Genomic DNA, 12,243 nt, shown 5'->3' with positions numbered 1-12,243 from the left:
CGGCACTAAACCGGATACTTTTTCCCGCGGAGATCATTGATGCAACGACTGATAAAAACAACCCTGCAAAGCGCCGCTCTGAGCCTGTCTGTACTGCTGGCACCGCTGAGCCTGCAGGCTGAAGAAGCAGCCGCCGATAACGTTCATGTACTGATGAAGACCACCGCCGGCGAAATTGAGCTGGAACTCGACCGCAGCAAAGCGCCAGTCAGCGTCGATAATTTTTTAACCTACGTTGAAAGCAAGCATTACGACGGCACCATTTTTCACCGTGTGATCCGCGACTTTATGATTCAGGGCGGTGGCTTCGGTGCGGATATGCGCCAGAAAGCAACCCTGCCACCGATTAAAAACGAAGCTGAAAATGGTCTGAAAAACACCCGTGGCAGCATCGCGATGGCACGCACCAGCGTGATCGACAGTGCAACCAGCCAATTTTTCATCAACGTAAAAGACAATAATTTTCTTGATCATGGCAGCCGTGACTTTGGTTACGCGGTGTTCGGTAAAGTCGTTAAAGGCATGGACGTGGTCGATGCCATCGCCATCAGCCCGACCGGCGCCCGCGATATCCCACGCGAGACCATTCTGATTGAATCCGTCAGTGTCATCAGTGATGAGAGCAAAGCGACCGCTACTGCGGAATAACGCGACCTCAGAGCCACCCTCGCGGTGTCCGGGCCCCCGGACACCAGACATTAAGGCACTTCTGAATCATTCAGTGTCCACTACGGTCAGCGCGGCCAAAACCGGTCGTCACGCGAATCAGCAACAGCACCATAAGAGCGAACATTTCAGTTATCATGAGCGGATAATACATGAGCCGTACACTGTTCGTTTGCCACAGACTGGCGATAAAATAGTGCCTGCCTACACCTCTTTACGCCCTGAGAATTATTGTGTCTTCCAGCTCATCTGACCATGCTGATCACAGCCTTTTAAACCGTGACGCTTCGGACAAAACGCCTTCATGCCACACGTCCGATAACTGCACGCTTGCGGCACCGGAGTTGCAGTGGAGCAACGATGGCCTGCCCGTATCGCGGGAATTCAATGACCCGTATTTTTCCGTGGAAAACGGTCTGGAAGAAAGCCGTCATGTGTTTTTGCAGAACAATGGCCTGCCGCAACGCTGGCATGACTGGCAGGGCGATTTCAGCATTATAGAAACCGGCTTCGGCACCGGACTGAACTTCCTGATGACCTGGGAAAGCTGGCGACACGCCGAAAAGAACGACAGCGCCTGGCTGCACTTCAGCAGTATTGAAAAATTTCCGCTAACGCTGCAGCAACTGCGGCAAGCTCTGGCCTTATGGCCGCAACTCAGCGAATACAGCGCCTTACTGTTTGAACAATACCCGTTACCGGTAGCCGGCTTTCATCGCCTGAGCTGGCCGCAAGAACGTATTTCCCTGACGCTGATTTTTGCCGATGTTAAAGATGCCCTGCCGCAATTAAGCGGGCCGGTACACGCCTGGTATCTGGATGGGTTTGCCCCGGCTAAGAACCCACAGATGTGGTCCGAAGGGTTGTTCAGCGGTATGCGCCGTTTAAGCCAGCGCCAACCCTTACAATATGGCGGAGAGCAACCCGCCAGCGTCGCAACCTTTACCTCCGCCGGTTTTGTGCGCCGCGGCCTGCTCGGAGCCGGATTTAACGTCAAACGCGTGCCCGGCTATGGCCGCAAGCGTGAAATGCTGGCTGGCTGTTTTAATCGTCGCCAGGGGCCGGAGCTGACACCGGTTCATCAACATAAACCCTGGCTCTTAAACGAAACAACCAACCTGCCACCTGCGCAGATTACCATTATCGGGGCCGGTCTGGCGGGCGCAACGACCGCGCGGGCGCTGGCAGAACGTGGCCTTAAAGTGCGCGTCATTGATGCCAACGGTATCGCCCGCCAGGCTTCGGGCAACCCCCAGGGCGGCTTGTACGTAAAACTCGCCGCTGGCGACAACGCCATTCATACCGACTTTTATCTGGCCGCGTTTCAATATGCCCTGCCTTATATGCGCCGCTATTTAGGACCCGGTGATGGCGACAGCCATAACCCGTATTGGTCGCAATGCGGTGTATTGCAGTTGGCGTATGACGATAAAGAAACCCAGCGTCAGCACAAATTCAGCCAGACCCGTCCCCTGCCACAGGAACTGGTTCGCACACTGACACAGGAACAGGCCTCGGTCATCGCCGGCAATCCACAAAACAGCGGCGGGCTGTTTTTCCCGCAGGCAGGCTGGGTCAGTCCGGCAGAGCTGTGCCGTGTATTACTGCAACACGCCAACATTAGCTTTGAACAACGGACCGTCGATGCGCTGGAAGCCACCCCACAAGGCTGGCGCCTGCACAGTACAGAAGGTGCTCTGGACAGCCGCCAGCTGGTCCTCGCCTGCGCGGCGGCGGCCAGAACGCTGCTACCAGCAGCCTACCTGCCGCTGAAACAGATTCGCGGTCAGCTCAGCTATCTGAACGCCGAACAAACACCGCCGCTCAACACCGTGCTTTGCGGTCGCAGCTATATGGCACCGGCCCGAAATCAACGCCTGTGCCTGGGGGCAACCTATAACCTGCGTGATGATGAAACCGCACTGCGTGACAGCGATCATCAGACCAACCTCAATCACCTGCCCGATTTCGGCCCGCAGTGGCAGGCTTTAAATGAACAACAGGGAATGTCCGCCATTCTGGGGGGCCGGGTCGGCTTCCGCTGCACCACTCCGGATTACCTGCCGATGGTGGGTGCGGTACCGCACAGTCAGGCGTTTGTCCGTAGCTTTGCCGGACTGGTACGCAACGCCAAACGCATTCCGGCCAAAACAGCGCCACACTATCCGGGGCTCTGGCTGAATATTGGTCATGGTTCACGTGGACTGGCTTCTGCCCCGCTGTGCGCAGAATTACTGGCCCAACAGATTGTTGGCGCTCCTCTGCCGGTCGCACTGGATGTGGCCGAAGCCTTATGGCCGGGACGTTTTTTACTGCGGGATATGGTGCGGCGCAAATTGCCGCAGGAACTCACTCAGAACTGAGGAGGAATAACATCAGACAACGCGCTTGATGCGCTTGCGCCGCTCGGCTTCGAGCTTTGCTTGCTCAGCATCTTCGCGTATCTGACGCATGGCGGCGGCAAGCTCGGCACAGCAACGGCGGACTTCGGCCAGCTGAGCCTTCATCTCATCAATATCACCGATGGCGCTGCGCAGGCGTCGTTTCAGTTGTTGTTGCTTGAGATCATCCATTGTCACCACCAGACCAGCCATGACTGCGTAATACGCGTGTCATTTCAATGTGGCAGGTCTGCTGAATGGGGTCAAACAAAAGTATGGCACTGCCATCGGCCAACTGCGCCTTAACCTGGACTTTTTTATCGGCCAGGCTTACGTCGTAATCGCCGTAATCCGTGCCTTCACGGCAGACAAAGTCTTCCAGAATGGCGTCCAGTGCCTCGGCACTCAGACGCTGATAAGGAATTGCCAGCACCCCTTCCTGCGGCGCATCTTCACCGTAAGGAGCATCTTCGCAAGAAGTACTGGTGTAGTCGTGGTCATCAGACGGTACGGAATCAGATGGCAAAACCCGCCTCCCGTTCCCACTCGCAGCTCATACGCAAATCGGCATCCGAAGGCACATGGCCCTGATCGGTATTCCAGTTAAAGGTGTGCTTACCGGATAACTCGGTTTCCAGATGCACCGTGGCTGATACCCAGTACATGCTTTTCAGCAGAGTCTCAAACTGGCGCAGCCAATGTTCCCACTCATACTCCACCGCTTTATAAGAAGCCGCAAAGTGAATTAACTGAGTGTGATAGGTGCCGCTAAAGACATCATCACCGGGCATTGAGAACATTTCCCGGCACAGCAGTGACCAATCATCATCAACACCCAGAGGCAACGATTGAATGGCACTCCAGTTGGCACGACGATGAAGACGGGCGCTGAACTCATCCGTGGCCGGAATATGGCGGATCACGCCGTAAACGATGGATTCCTGATCGAATTGTGACACGCAAAATCCTTACAACTGAATGCTGCGGCCATCATAGCGGAATTATAGAAAAACAAAAACGGCGCCTGAGCGCCGTTTTTGTGAGCCAGTAATCAGTGATGATTACTTATGCAGCACATCGATGATGCGTTGCTTAACATAACGCCCCGGAGCGTCTTCGATAACGGCGAGCTTACCAGAACCCGGCTGGCGGGCTTCGGTCTGTTCCGTGCCCCCCTGAGTCATAGTCCACTGCTGCCAATCGAGCCACCAGGAGCCGTCATGCTGTTCGGCATTCCGATACCATTCTTCCGGATCCTGCGGTAATGCTTCGTTTGTCCAGTAGCCGTACTTATTGGCCGACGGCGGATTAACCACACCGGCAATGTGTCCGGAACCACCCAATACAAAGCGATTTTTACCGCCCATCAGCAAGGGGCCTTTATAGGTTCCCTGCCACAGCGCAATATGATCCTGAGCGGTAGACAGAAAATAAGTCGGGATGCTGATCGCACTCAGGTCGATTTTCTGACCGTCTAATTCCAGCGCATTTTTTTGTACCAGTTTATTATCCAGGTACATATTACGCAGATAGAAAGAATGCATGGTGGATGGCAAATTGGTGCTGTCGGTATTCCAGTACAACAGATCAAAAGCGGCCGGACGTTCACCCTTCAGATAGTTGTTAATAAAGAATGACCAGAACAGATCATTTTCCCGCAGCGTATTAAAACTGAAGGCCATTTGCCGGCCATCGTAATAGCCGAGTAAATTCATCTGTTTTTCCAGGGCAGAAATAGCCGTCTCATTGATAAAGACGCCAATTTCACCTGGCTGAGAAAAATCGGTCAGAGTGGCCAGAAACGTTGCCGACTTAATCGGTTCTTGTTTCTTTTTCTTCAGATAAGCCAGCGTTGCCGCCAGCAGAGTACCGCCCAGACAGTAGCCGATGGCGTTCACTTCTTTCTCACCGGTTGCCTGCTCAATGGCATCCAGCGCCGCAATCGGGCCTTCGAGCATATAGTTATCGAAGCCTTTAGCACGCAATGCCGGGCCCGGGTTGACCCAGGAAATACAGAAAACCGTATGCCCCTGATCCACCAGCCACTTCAGGTAAGAATTATTCTCGCGTAAATCGAGAATATAATATTTGTTAATAAACGGAGGAATGACCAACAGCGGACGCTGATAGGTTTTTTCTGTCGTCGGGGTGTACTGGATCAGCTGAATCAGATCGTTCTGAAAAATAACCTTACCTGGCGTTGTTGCCAGATTACGGCCAACCTGAAACGCACTGGTATCGGTCATGGCGACGTTAAGCGAACCCTTAACACTGGCTTCCAGATCTTCGCCCAGCTGTTCCATTCCGGCATAAAGATTGGCACCGCCGCTTTCCAGTGTTTTACGGATAACTTCGGGATTCAGTGCTGCAAAATTGGTAGGCGCCAGGGCATTAACGTACTGACGTACGAAATACTCTACTTTCTGATGTGCGTGCTCGCTGATGCCATCAGTGTCTTTTACCATCTGCATCAGGGTACTGCCCTGCAACAGATATAATTGTTTGATGAAATCAAACAGTGGATTCTCGCTCCACTGCGCATCTTTAAAACGTTTATCGCTTTTTTCCGGGGTTATAACCGGATCGACTTCCTTTCCTAAAAAGCGCAGAGCCGTGTGCTGATATAACTCCTGCTGTTTTTTCAGCAGCTCCATCTGATAGCCCATCAGCTTGCCGGGATTTTCCAGCATATGTTCGCCCAGCTCGCGAAACGCTTCACTGAAATCCGTCAGAACAGAAGCCGCCGGATCATCTGCGGTTGTTGGCTGGTTCACTGTTTTTTCCAGCAAGCGTCCATACTGCTCTGCCACACGGGTGGTCATATCATAAAAATCACTAACGGCTGTTTCTATGCTTTCCATTGGCATATTTCCTGTATTACCTGCATTCAGAAACGATTCAGCAAAAAAGGCCACCCGGAGGTGGCCTTTTGTATCACAACAGATCAGGCAGCTGATTTAGGTTTAGCAGCAGCTGGCTTAGCGGTCGTTGTTGAAGCGGCTGCGGTTGAGCGCGCTTCTTCCATGATGCCTTCAATCTGAGTTTTGAATTCCATCGCCATGTCAGAAAATGCTTTCGCATCGTCCATCACTTTTTTGTTCAGCGCAGAAGCCGTTTCTGCTTGAGTGGCGGTGAAAGAACGCATGCTTTCTGCATCTTTAACGTCAGCAGCTTTTTTCATCTGCTCAAGACCCATATCTGCATACGATTTAATGGCGTTCAGTTGGAACTCCGTCATTTTTTCCATGTTGTCGACAAACAGACTGTTAAATTTCGCCATGGGTGCGTACATGGTTTTAGCCTGCTCTGCGAATGCATTAAGAATATTCTCTTGCATAGTCTTGCTCCTTCAAAAGTCTAATAGCAGTTGGTGTAAATCTATACTAGGGCATTTTATCTTACACTTAAATGACAGCATCGCATTCAGTGAAAAATTTATTGACTAATATCATCCTTTATCATGATCGATTTTCAGGGCGTCTAACAATGAGGTCAAACGCTGGCGTCAATTGCCCTAGAGCATTCACTTTAATTTTAACTGTTATTCTTATCAGAAGAAGATGACGATGCGCCGGACATCATACTCAGCATCATTTTCTGAAACTGACCCATGGCGTTCATGCCTTCATTAAACATCGGCTGATACAGACTCATGGCATCGTACCCCTCTTCACCGGATTTCATCTTTTCCAGCATGCTGGCAAAAAGTTCCTGCTGAAACTCCTGCACATCCGGTAATCCCATAGCACGGCGTAATTCTTCAGGCGTAAGATCAAAAGTGACATTAATTTTCATTGTTTATTCCCTGTCGTTCTATATTGTCGTTCTGAGCTTTTTTTTATTGAGTATTCTGATATTTCAGCCCCTCAGCCCTCGGTCGCCTTAAGGCCTTTCCACGCAACCAAAGCGCCCAGCAGTGCTGCCAATGTAGCCAGAAAAAATACCTGACTGCCACCCCAGGGTTGCCAAAGACTGCCACTGACCCAGGCACCGATCGCACCACCGATGCCAAAGCCGACACTGGAATACAATGCCTGAGCGCGCGCCTGCAGTTGCTGCGGAAATAAATGCTGAATATAACGCATAGAAATTGCGTGCATGGCGGCAAAGCTAAACGCATGTCCCAGTTGAGCCAAAATCAGCCAGCCCCAGAAATCCACCAGACTGCCAATCAGCGTCCAGCGGACAGCGGTAATCAGTAAGCTCAATACGCACCAGGTTCGCCAGCTGAAAAAGTTGACCACCCGGTGAAATTTCCAGAATAAAAAAACTTCGGCCATAACTCCCAGCGACCATAACAAACCGATCTGCGCAGGTTTATATCCATGATTTTCAAGGTAAATACTGAAAAACGTATAGTAAGGTCCATGACTGATCTGCAGCAGAATATTCATCAGAATAAACACCTGCACCGGACGCGATTTTAAAACATTTAAAAACTGTCCGGGCGCACTGTGTTTCCGGTTGGAAGCGTCAGCCTCTGGCAGTGTCAGGCTGTTAATACCAATGAGCGCCATCAGCGTCAGCATCACGACCGGCAGCCAGCCAACAGACACCAGCTCAAACAGATAACCGGCGCCCAGCACCACCAGCACAAAACCAATCGAGCCCCACATGCGGATCTGGCCATAGGCCTCAACCTGAGTGCCACAGTGCTGTAATGTCATGGCCTCGTACTGGGGCAGCATGGCCGCCCAGAAAAAACCGTACAAAATCATCACCGCAGCCATCGTCCAGAAGCTGTCGGCCCACCAGATCAGCGAGAAGCACAACATGGTCAGCACACCGGCCGTTCGTACCATTTGCATCGGCGAGCGGAAATAACGACTCCAGTAGGCCCAGAGATTAGGGGCAAGAATGCGCACCAGACCAAAGCACGCCATCAGCTGACCGAGCTGTTCCGGATCAAAGGCACGGTTCTGCAGAAACAGCCCCCAATAAGGCGCGATGCAGCCGAGCAAGGCAAAGTAGAGTGCGTAAAAGAAAGAAAGCCGTTTAAACGGCAAAGCGGAAGACATCATGGCGTTGAAGACCAGCCTCATGCCTGAAAGGGTTGCATCAAAAAGGGCCGGCAAAGCCGGCCCTTCCTATTTTTACTCTGCCTCGGCGGCAATCACTGGTGTTGTGCATTGCACATCAGCGTTCTGCCCACGATGACGCAGCAGATGGTCACACAGCACCATCGCCATCATGGCTTCAGCAATGGGGGTTGCCCGAATGCCCACACAAGGGTCATGACGACCTTTGGTGATGACTTCGATCGGATTGCCATCGGAGTCAATCGAGCGACCCGGAATAATCAGGCTGGAGGTTGGCTTCAGTGCGATATGCGCAATGATGTCCTGCCCCGTAGAAATACCACCCAATACACCGCCGGCGTGATTGCTTAAAAAGCCTTCCGGTGTCATTTCGTCACGATGCTCACTGCCCTTCTGTTCAACACAGGCAAATCCGTCACCAATTTCCACGCCTTTTACCGCGTTGATGCTCATCAGTGCATGCGCCAGTTCAGCATCCAGACGATCAAAAATCGGTTCACCCAGGCCCGGAAACAGACCGCTGGCGACGACCGAAATTTTCGCCCCGACGGAGTTGCCTTCTTTGCGCAGCGCGTTCATGTAGGTTTCCATCTCCGCCACTTTAGAGGCATCCGGACTGAAGAACGGATTTTGCTCTACCTGATCCCAATCGAACTGTTCAATTTTGATCGGTCCCAGCTGGCTTAAATAACCACGCACCTGAATGCCTTTAGCGGCCAGTACTTTTTTGGCAATAGAGCCTGCCGCTACACGCATCGCGGTTTCGCGGGCGGACGAGCGGCCGCCCCCGCGGTAATCGCGGAAACCGTACTTTTGCGTGTAAGCGTAATCGGCATGCGCCGGACGGAAGGTCTTGGCAATATCGGCATAATCTTTCGAACGCTGGTCGGTATTTTCAATCAGCAAACCAATGGGGGTCCCGGTGGTTTTACCTTCAAATACGCCGGACAGGATTTTTACTACATCGTCTTCGCGACGCTGAGTGGTGTAGCGTGAGGTGCCTGGTTTGCGACGATCCAGATCCAGCTGCAGATCGGCTTCGCTCAGCTCAATGCCCGGCGGACAGCCATCAACGACAGCCACCAGTGCCAGACCATGACTTTCACCGGCGGTGGTAACGGTGAAACTTTTGCCAAAGGTATTTCCGGACATAATCAGTCTCTTATTTCAGGGCCGGTCAGGCGGCCGTCAATTAATTCAGTAAATCCAGGTCGCGCGCCTGCAGTACAAACACGCCGTGTCCGCCGTGCTCAAACTCCGGCCAGACAAAAGGTAACTGCGGGTAGGCGGCGGCCAGTGCCGGCCAGCTGTTACCCACTTCGACCACCAGCAGACCATCATCGGTCAGATACTGGCGGGCTTCTTTCAACATAATATGTACCAGATCGAGGCCATCGTCACCGGCCGCCAGCGCCAGCTCCGGCTCGTGGTGGTACTCCTCCGGCAGGCAGCTCATATCATCGGCATCGACATAAGGCGGGTTGGACACAATCAGGTCGTATTTGCCGCTGGCGGCAGCAAACAGATCCGATTGCAGCGCCATTACCCGGTCTTCCAGCTGATGACGCTGAATGTTTTCATCCGCAACTTCGAGTGCTTCGAACGACAGGTCGAGCAGCTCAACCTCCGCCTGCGGGAATTTTTTCGCCATGGCGATGCCAATGCAGCCACTGCCGGTGCATAAATCGAGTATGCGCCGGGGTTCCGGCTGGCCCTGGGAAATATGTCCCTGCCACCAGGTGGCAAAGCCCTGGTCAATCATCTGACCGATGGGCGAACGGGGAATCAGCACCCGTTCGTCAACCAGAAAGGGTAAATTACAAAACCAGGCAACGCCGGTTAAATACGGCGCCGGCACACGCTGCTCAATGCGCGTAAGAATCAGATCAATTGCCGCCTGACGCTCTACGCGGGTCAGCTGCGCATTGCGCCATTCGTTGGCCAGATTCCACGGCAGATGCAGGGCATGGGTCACCAGCAACAAGGCTTCATCCCAGGGATTATCGGTGCCATGACCATAATAAATACCGGCCTCTGACATACGGCTGACCGACCAGCGGATAACGTCCTGCAGGGTGTGAAGTTCATCAACCGCAAGTTCGGCGTGACGCTGTAAATCCATAAAAGAAGCGGCTCTTTAGAGTGAATCGGGCAGAAAGTGCGCTAGTTTACCTATTTTGCCGGCTCAGGGCATCTTTCCGCCGTTGCCACGCAATGATTCCGACCCCGGCTTCAGCGGCATTCAGCCCATGCGCTGGCCATACAAACTGCTGTTACCGGCCTCAAAGGCATCCAGCGCCTGATCGGCGATATTACGCCCCAGTGCGATCATTTCTTCGGCGCGGTAAAACTCATACACCTCACAGCAGTTAAGCGGAATTTTAATCAGCAGGTCCGGCGGATAACCGGCGATTTTGTACTGGGTCAAAGATGCCGACATCACCTCAAACACCTGATTCAGAATATCCAGTTTTCCCAGACTATCGTTGGCTTCTTTGCGCGCATTGTTCTTGTTTTCGAACCACTGACTGGCTTTATCGACCAGCGTGTTAAACCAGTCCTGCTTTTCTTTGCGCTCGTTTTCCGGATCGATGACCAGCTCTTTGGGCACCGGCACTTCGGCATTCAGATCCACGGCGATAATAAAATCAGCATGCGCGGAGACACAGGGGGTAATCGGCAGCGGATTCAGCACCGCACCATCAACCAGCAAACGGCCGTTATTCGCCACCGGCGACAATAAGCTCGGAATTGCTGCCGACGCGCGTACAGCATCCTGCAGCGATCCGCGCTGAAACCAGATTTCTTTTTTGTTGGTGAGGTCGGTAGCCACCGCGGTAAACGGAATGGGCAGCTCTTCGATATTCCGGCCGTTAAGCATTTCACTGATGATGTTAAAGACCCGGTCGCCACGGATAACACCGCCCGACAGCAAACTCAGATCCACCAGTTTAAGGACATCCAGATATTTCAGACCACACACCCAGTCGCGATAAACGTCGAGCTGACCGGCACAATAAAAGCCGCCAACAACCGCGCCCATCGAACAGCCGGATACCATCACAATATCGTAACCGCGGGCTTCCAGCGCATCGATAACGCCGATATGGGTATAGCCACGCGCAGCGCCGCTGCCGAGTGCCAATGCCACTGTTTTCTTCATACTTACCTCCCTGGCCAGAATATAAAACGTAAAGCCGGCTGCAGGCTGTTGTCCGGTGCCGGTGTCAGCGCGCCATGACCATCAATATTCAGTTCGAACTGACCATCAAAGGTCGCCAGACGCAATTGCTCAGCCAACCGCTGCGAGCACTGAATGTTGTCGCTCATATGGCTGGCATCGTAATAATGGACCAGCAGATAGAGGCGACGTTTCATGCTCGGCGTGAGATTTTTCAGATAGCTGATCAATGCGCTGCTTTGCTGTTCATTAATCCGGCCATTATCCGTCACCAGTCCGGGTAACCAGCCGTTACTGCTGACCAGCGCCTGTTGAATCAGGGCGTTCATATCAGCTTGTTCTTTTACCGCGTCAGTGGTGGTCAGCACATCCAGATTCACCATCACCTGCTTAGACCCGCGCTCAATGATGTACAGCACGTAGAGCGTTTTTTCTTGCTTGGCAGGGTCTTCCAGCAGCGCCACCCGATAAAACTGATTCTGTTCGCGACCACCCAGACGGGCATTGCGGAATATTTCGTTAGCCCAGAATGGATTGCTGCCACAATCCAGTGCGCGACACTGATACAGCACCTGGCTGTCGCTCAATTGCTGTGTGTAATAATCGATCACCGTATCCAGCTGCACACGGTCTTCCACCGCCCATACCCGCCGCCAGAGTTTGCCACTCAGGCGCCGCTCGTGTTCACCGTAGGTCGTTGCCTGATTGCGCTTCAGGCCAGACAACACCAGGCGGTAATTTTTAACTTCCTGCGTTTTGTCATCCTGCAGGGCCGCCTGAGGAAAACCCTCCAGAGCCCACAGTGGCGACATCATCAGACTCGCTAACAATAACAACCAGCGCATTGGTCACTCCTCTCTAAGATACCTAGGGCCTGTCGACACTAATTAAACAGACCTGTTATCGGCTAAAAATTTCTCAGGCAAGGCGCTGAGAGTGTGGCCTAACGGGTTCAGCGAGCGAACAGCAACGCAGG

At 52.8% G+C, this 12,243-nt stretch carries 13 protein-coding genes; 2 read left to right on the top strand and 11 right to left on the bottom strand.

Annotated elements, in window-relative coordinates:
• The first annotated feature begins 39 nt into the window (after nt 1-39).
• Together NYR02_RS05850 and mnmC are read left to right on the top strand one after the other, a co-directional pair.
• Nucleotides 40-648: a peptidylprolyl isomerase gene (locus NYR02_RS05850; RefSeq protein WP_270049512.1), complete on the top strand. Its 609-nt coding sequence runs from the start codon at nt 40-42 to the stop codon at nt 646-648.
• A 251-nt stretch (nt 649-899) separates the two neighbouring features.
• A complete protein-coding gene (gene mnmC / locus NYR02_RS05845; RefSeq protein WP_260975447.1) occupies nt 900-3,029 on the top strand; it encodes a bifunctional tRNA (5-methylaminomethyl-2-thiouridine)(34)-methyltransferase MnmC2/FAD-dependent 5-carboxymethylaminomethyl-2-thiouridine(34) oxidoreductase MnmC1 in 2,130 nt (709 codons plus the stop codon).
• A 12-nt stretch (nt 3,030-3,041) separates the two neighbouring features.
• Here the strand turns inward: mnmC and NYR02_RS05840 are convergent, their stop codons facing one another.
• The 11 genes from NYR02_RS05840 to NYR02_RS05790 form a co-directional block, all read right to left on the bottom strand.
• On the bottom strand, nt 3,042-3,239 hold the full coding sequence (locus NYR02_RS05840; RefSeq protein ID WP_260975446.1) for a hypothetical protein: 198 nt from the start codon (nt 3,237-3,239) through the stop codon (nt 3,042-3,044).
• Nucleotides 3,232-3,573, bottom strand: coding sequence for a YheU family protein (locus NYR02_RS05835; protein ID WP_260975445.1), 342 nt, complete (start codon nt 3,571-3,573; stop codon nt 3,232-3,234). Before NYR02_RS05835 ends, NYR02_RS05840 begins: the two co-directional genes overlap by 8 nt.
• Nucleotides 3,563-4,006, bottom strand: a complete 444-nt coding sequence (locus NYR02_RS05830) for a hypothetical protein (protein ID WP_260975444.1) — start codon at nt 4,004-4,006, stop codon at nt 3,563-3,565. The genes NYR02_RS05835 and NYR02_RS05830 overlap by 11 nt, the downstream gene beginning before the upstream one ends.
• A gap of 102 nt (nt 4,007-4,108) precedes the next feature.
• Nucleotides 4,109-5,908, bottom strand: a complete 1,800-nt coding sequence (phaC, locus tag NYR02_RS05825) for a class I poly(R)-hydroxyalkanoic acid synthase (RefSeq protein WP_260975443.1) — start codon at nt 5,906-5,908, stop codon at nt 4,109-4,111.
• 83 nt (nt 5,909-5,991) lie between these two features.
• Complete coding sequence (locus tag NYR02_RS05820; RefSeq protein WP_260975442.1) at nt 5,992-6,384, bottom strand: phasin family protein; 393 nt, start codon at nt 6,382-6,384, stop codon at nt 5,992-5,994.
• A 197-nt stretch (nt 6,385-6,581) separates the two neighbouring features.
• Nucleotides 6,582-6,842 carry a DUF6489 family protein gene (locus NYR02_RS05815; protein WP_260975441.1) on the bottom strand — a complete coding sequence of 87 codons (261 nt, stop codon included), beginning with the start codon at nt 6,840-6,842 and terminating at the stop codon, nt 6,582-6,584.
• A gap of 71 nt (nt 6,843-6,913) precedes the next feature.
• Nucleotides 6,914-8,068, bottom strand: a complete 1,155-nt coding sequence (locus NYR02_RS05810) for an MFS transporter (protein ID WP_260975440.1) — start codon at nt 8,066-8,068, stop codon at nt 6,914-6,916.
• A gap of 72 nt (nt 8,069-8,140) precedes the next feature.
• Nucleotides 8,141-9,238, bottom strand: coding sequence for a chorismate synthase (gene aroC, locus NYR02_RS05805; RefSeq protein WP_260975439.1), 1,098 nt, complete (start codon nt 9,236-9,238; stop codon nt 8,141-8,143).
• A 40-nt stretch (nt 9,239-9,278) separates the two neighbouring features.
• Nucleotides 9,279-10,208, bottom strand: a complete 930-nt coding sequence (gene prmB / locus NYR02_RS05800; protein ID WP_260975438.1) for a 50S ribosomal protein L3 N(5)-glutamine methyltransferase — start codon at nt 10,206-10,208, stop codon at nt 9,279-9,281.
• A 120-nt stretch (nt 10,209-10,328) separates the two neighbouring features.
• Complete coding sequence (locus NYR02_RS05795; RefSeq protein ID WP_260975437.1) at nt 10,329-11,249, bottom strand: patatin-like phospholipase family protein; 921 nt, start codon at nt 11,247-11,249, stop codon at nt 10,329-10,331.
• Between the two features lie 2 nt (nt 11,250-11,251).
• A complete protein-coding gene (locus tag NYR02_RS05790; RefSeq protein ID WP_260975436.1) occupies nt 11,252-12,112 on the bottom strand; it encodes a DUF4892 domain-containing protein in 861 nt (286 codons plus the stop codon).
• Nucleotides 12,113-12,243 lie beyond the last annotated feature (131 nt).

Origin of the sequence: Thalassolituus pacificus, from assembly GCF_025318105.1 — a bacterium.
Classification (GTDB): Bacteria; Pseudomonadota; Gammaproteobacteria; order Pseudomonadales; family Oceanobacteraceae; genus Venatoribacter; species Venatoribacter pacificus.
This window is presented reverse-complemented; position numbering and strand designations above follow the sequence as displayed.

What these genes read in the sequence shown, in the direction of transcription:
- NYR02_RS05850 (WP_270049512.1), top strand. Translation starts at nt 40, where the DNA reads ATGCAACGACTGATAAAAACAACCCTGCAAAGCGCCGCTCTGAGCCTG.
- NYR02_RS05840 (WP_260975446.1), bottom strand. Translation starts at nt 3,239, where the DNA reads ATGGATGATCTCAAGCAACAACAACTGAAACGACGCCTGCGCAGCGCC.
- phaC (WP_260975443.1), bottom strand. Translation starts at nt 5,908, where the DNA reads ATGGAAAGCATAGAAACAGCCGTTAGTGATTTTTATGATATGACCACC.
- NYR02_RS05820 (WP_260975442.1), bottom strand. Translation starts at nt 6,384, where the DNA reads ATGCAAGAGAATATTCTTAATGCATTCGCAGAGCAGGCTAAAACCATG.
- NYR02_RS05815 (WP_260975441.1), bottom strand. Translation starts at nt 6,842, where the DNA reads ATGAAAATTAATGTCACTTTTGATCTTACGCCTGAAGAATTACGCCGT.
- NYR02_RS05810 (WP_260975440.1), bottom strand. Translation starts at nt 8,068, where the DNA reads ATGATGTCTTCCGCTTTGCCGTTTAAACGGCTTTCTTTCTTTTACGCA.
- aroC (WP_260975439.1), bottom strand. Translation starts at nt 9,238, where the DNA reads ATGTCCGGAAATACCTTTGGCAAAAGTTTCACCGTTACCACCGCCGGT.
- prmB (WP_260975438.1), bottom strand. Translation starts at nt 10,208, where the DNA reads ATGGATTTACAGCGTCACGCCGAACTTGCGGTTGATGAACTTCACACC.
- NYR02_RS05795 (WP_260975437.1), bottom strand. Translation starts at nt 11,249, where the DNA reads ATGAAGAAAACAGTGGCATTGGCACTCGGCAGCGGCGCTGCGCGTGGC.
- NYR02_RS05790 (WP_260975436.1), bottom strand. Translation starts at nt 12,112, where the DNA reads ATGCGCTGGTTGTTATTGTTAGCGAGTCTGATGATGTCGCCACTGTGG.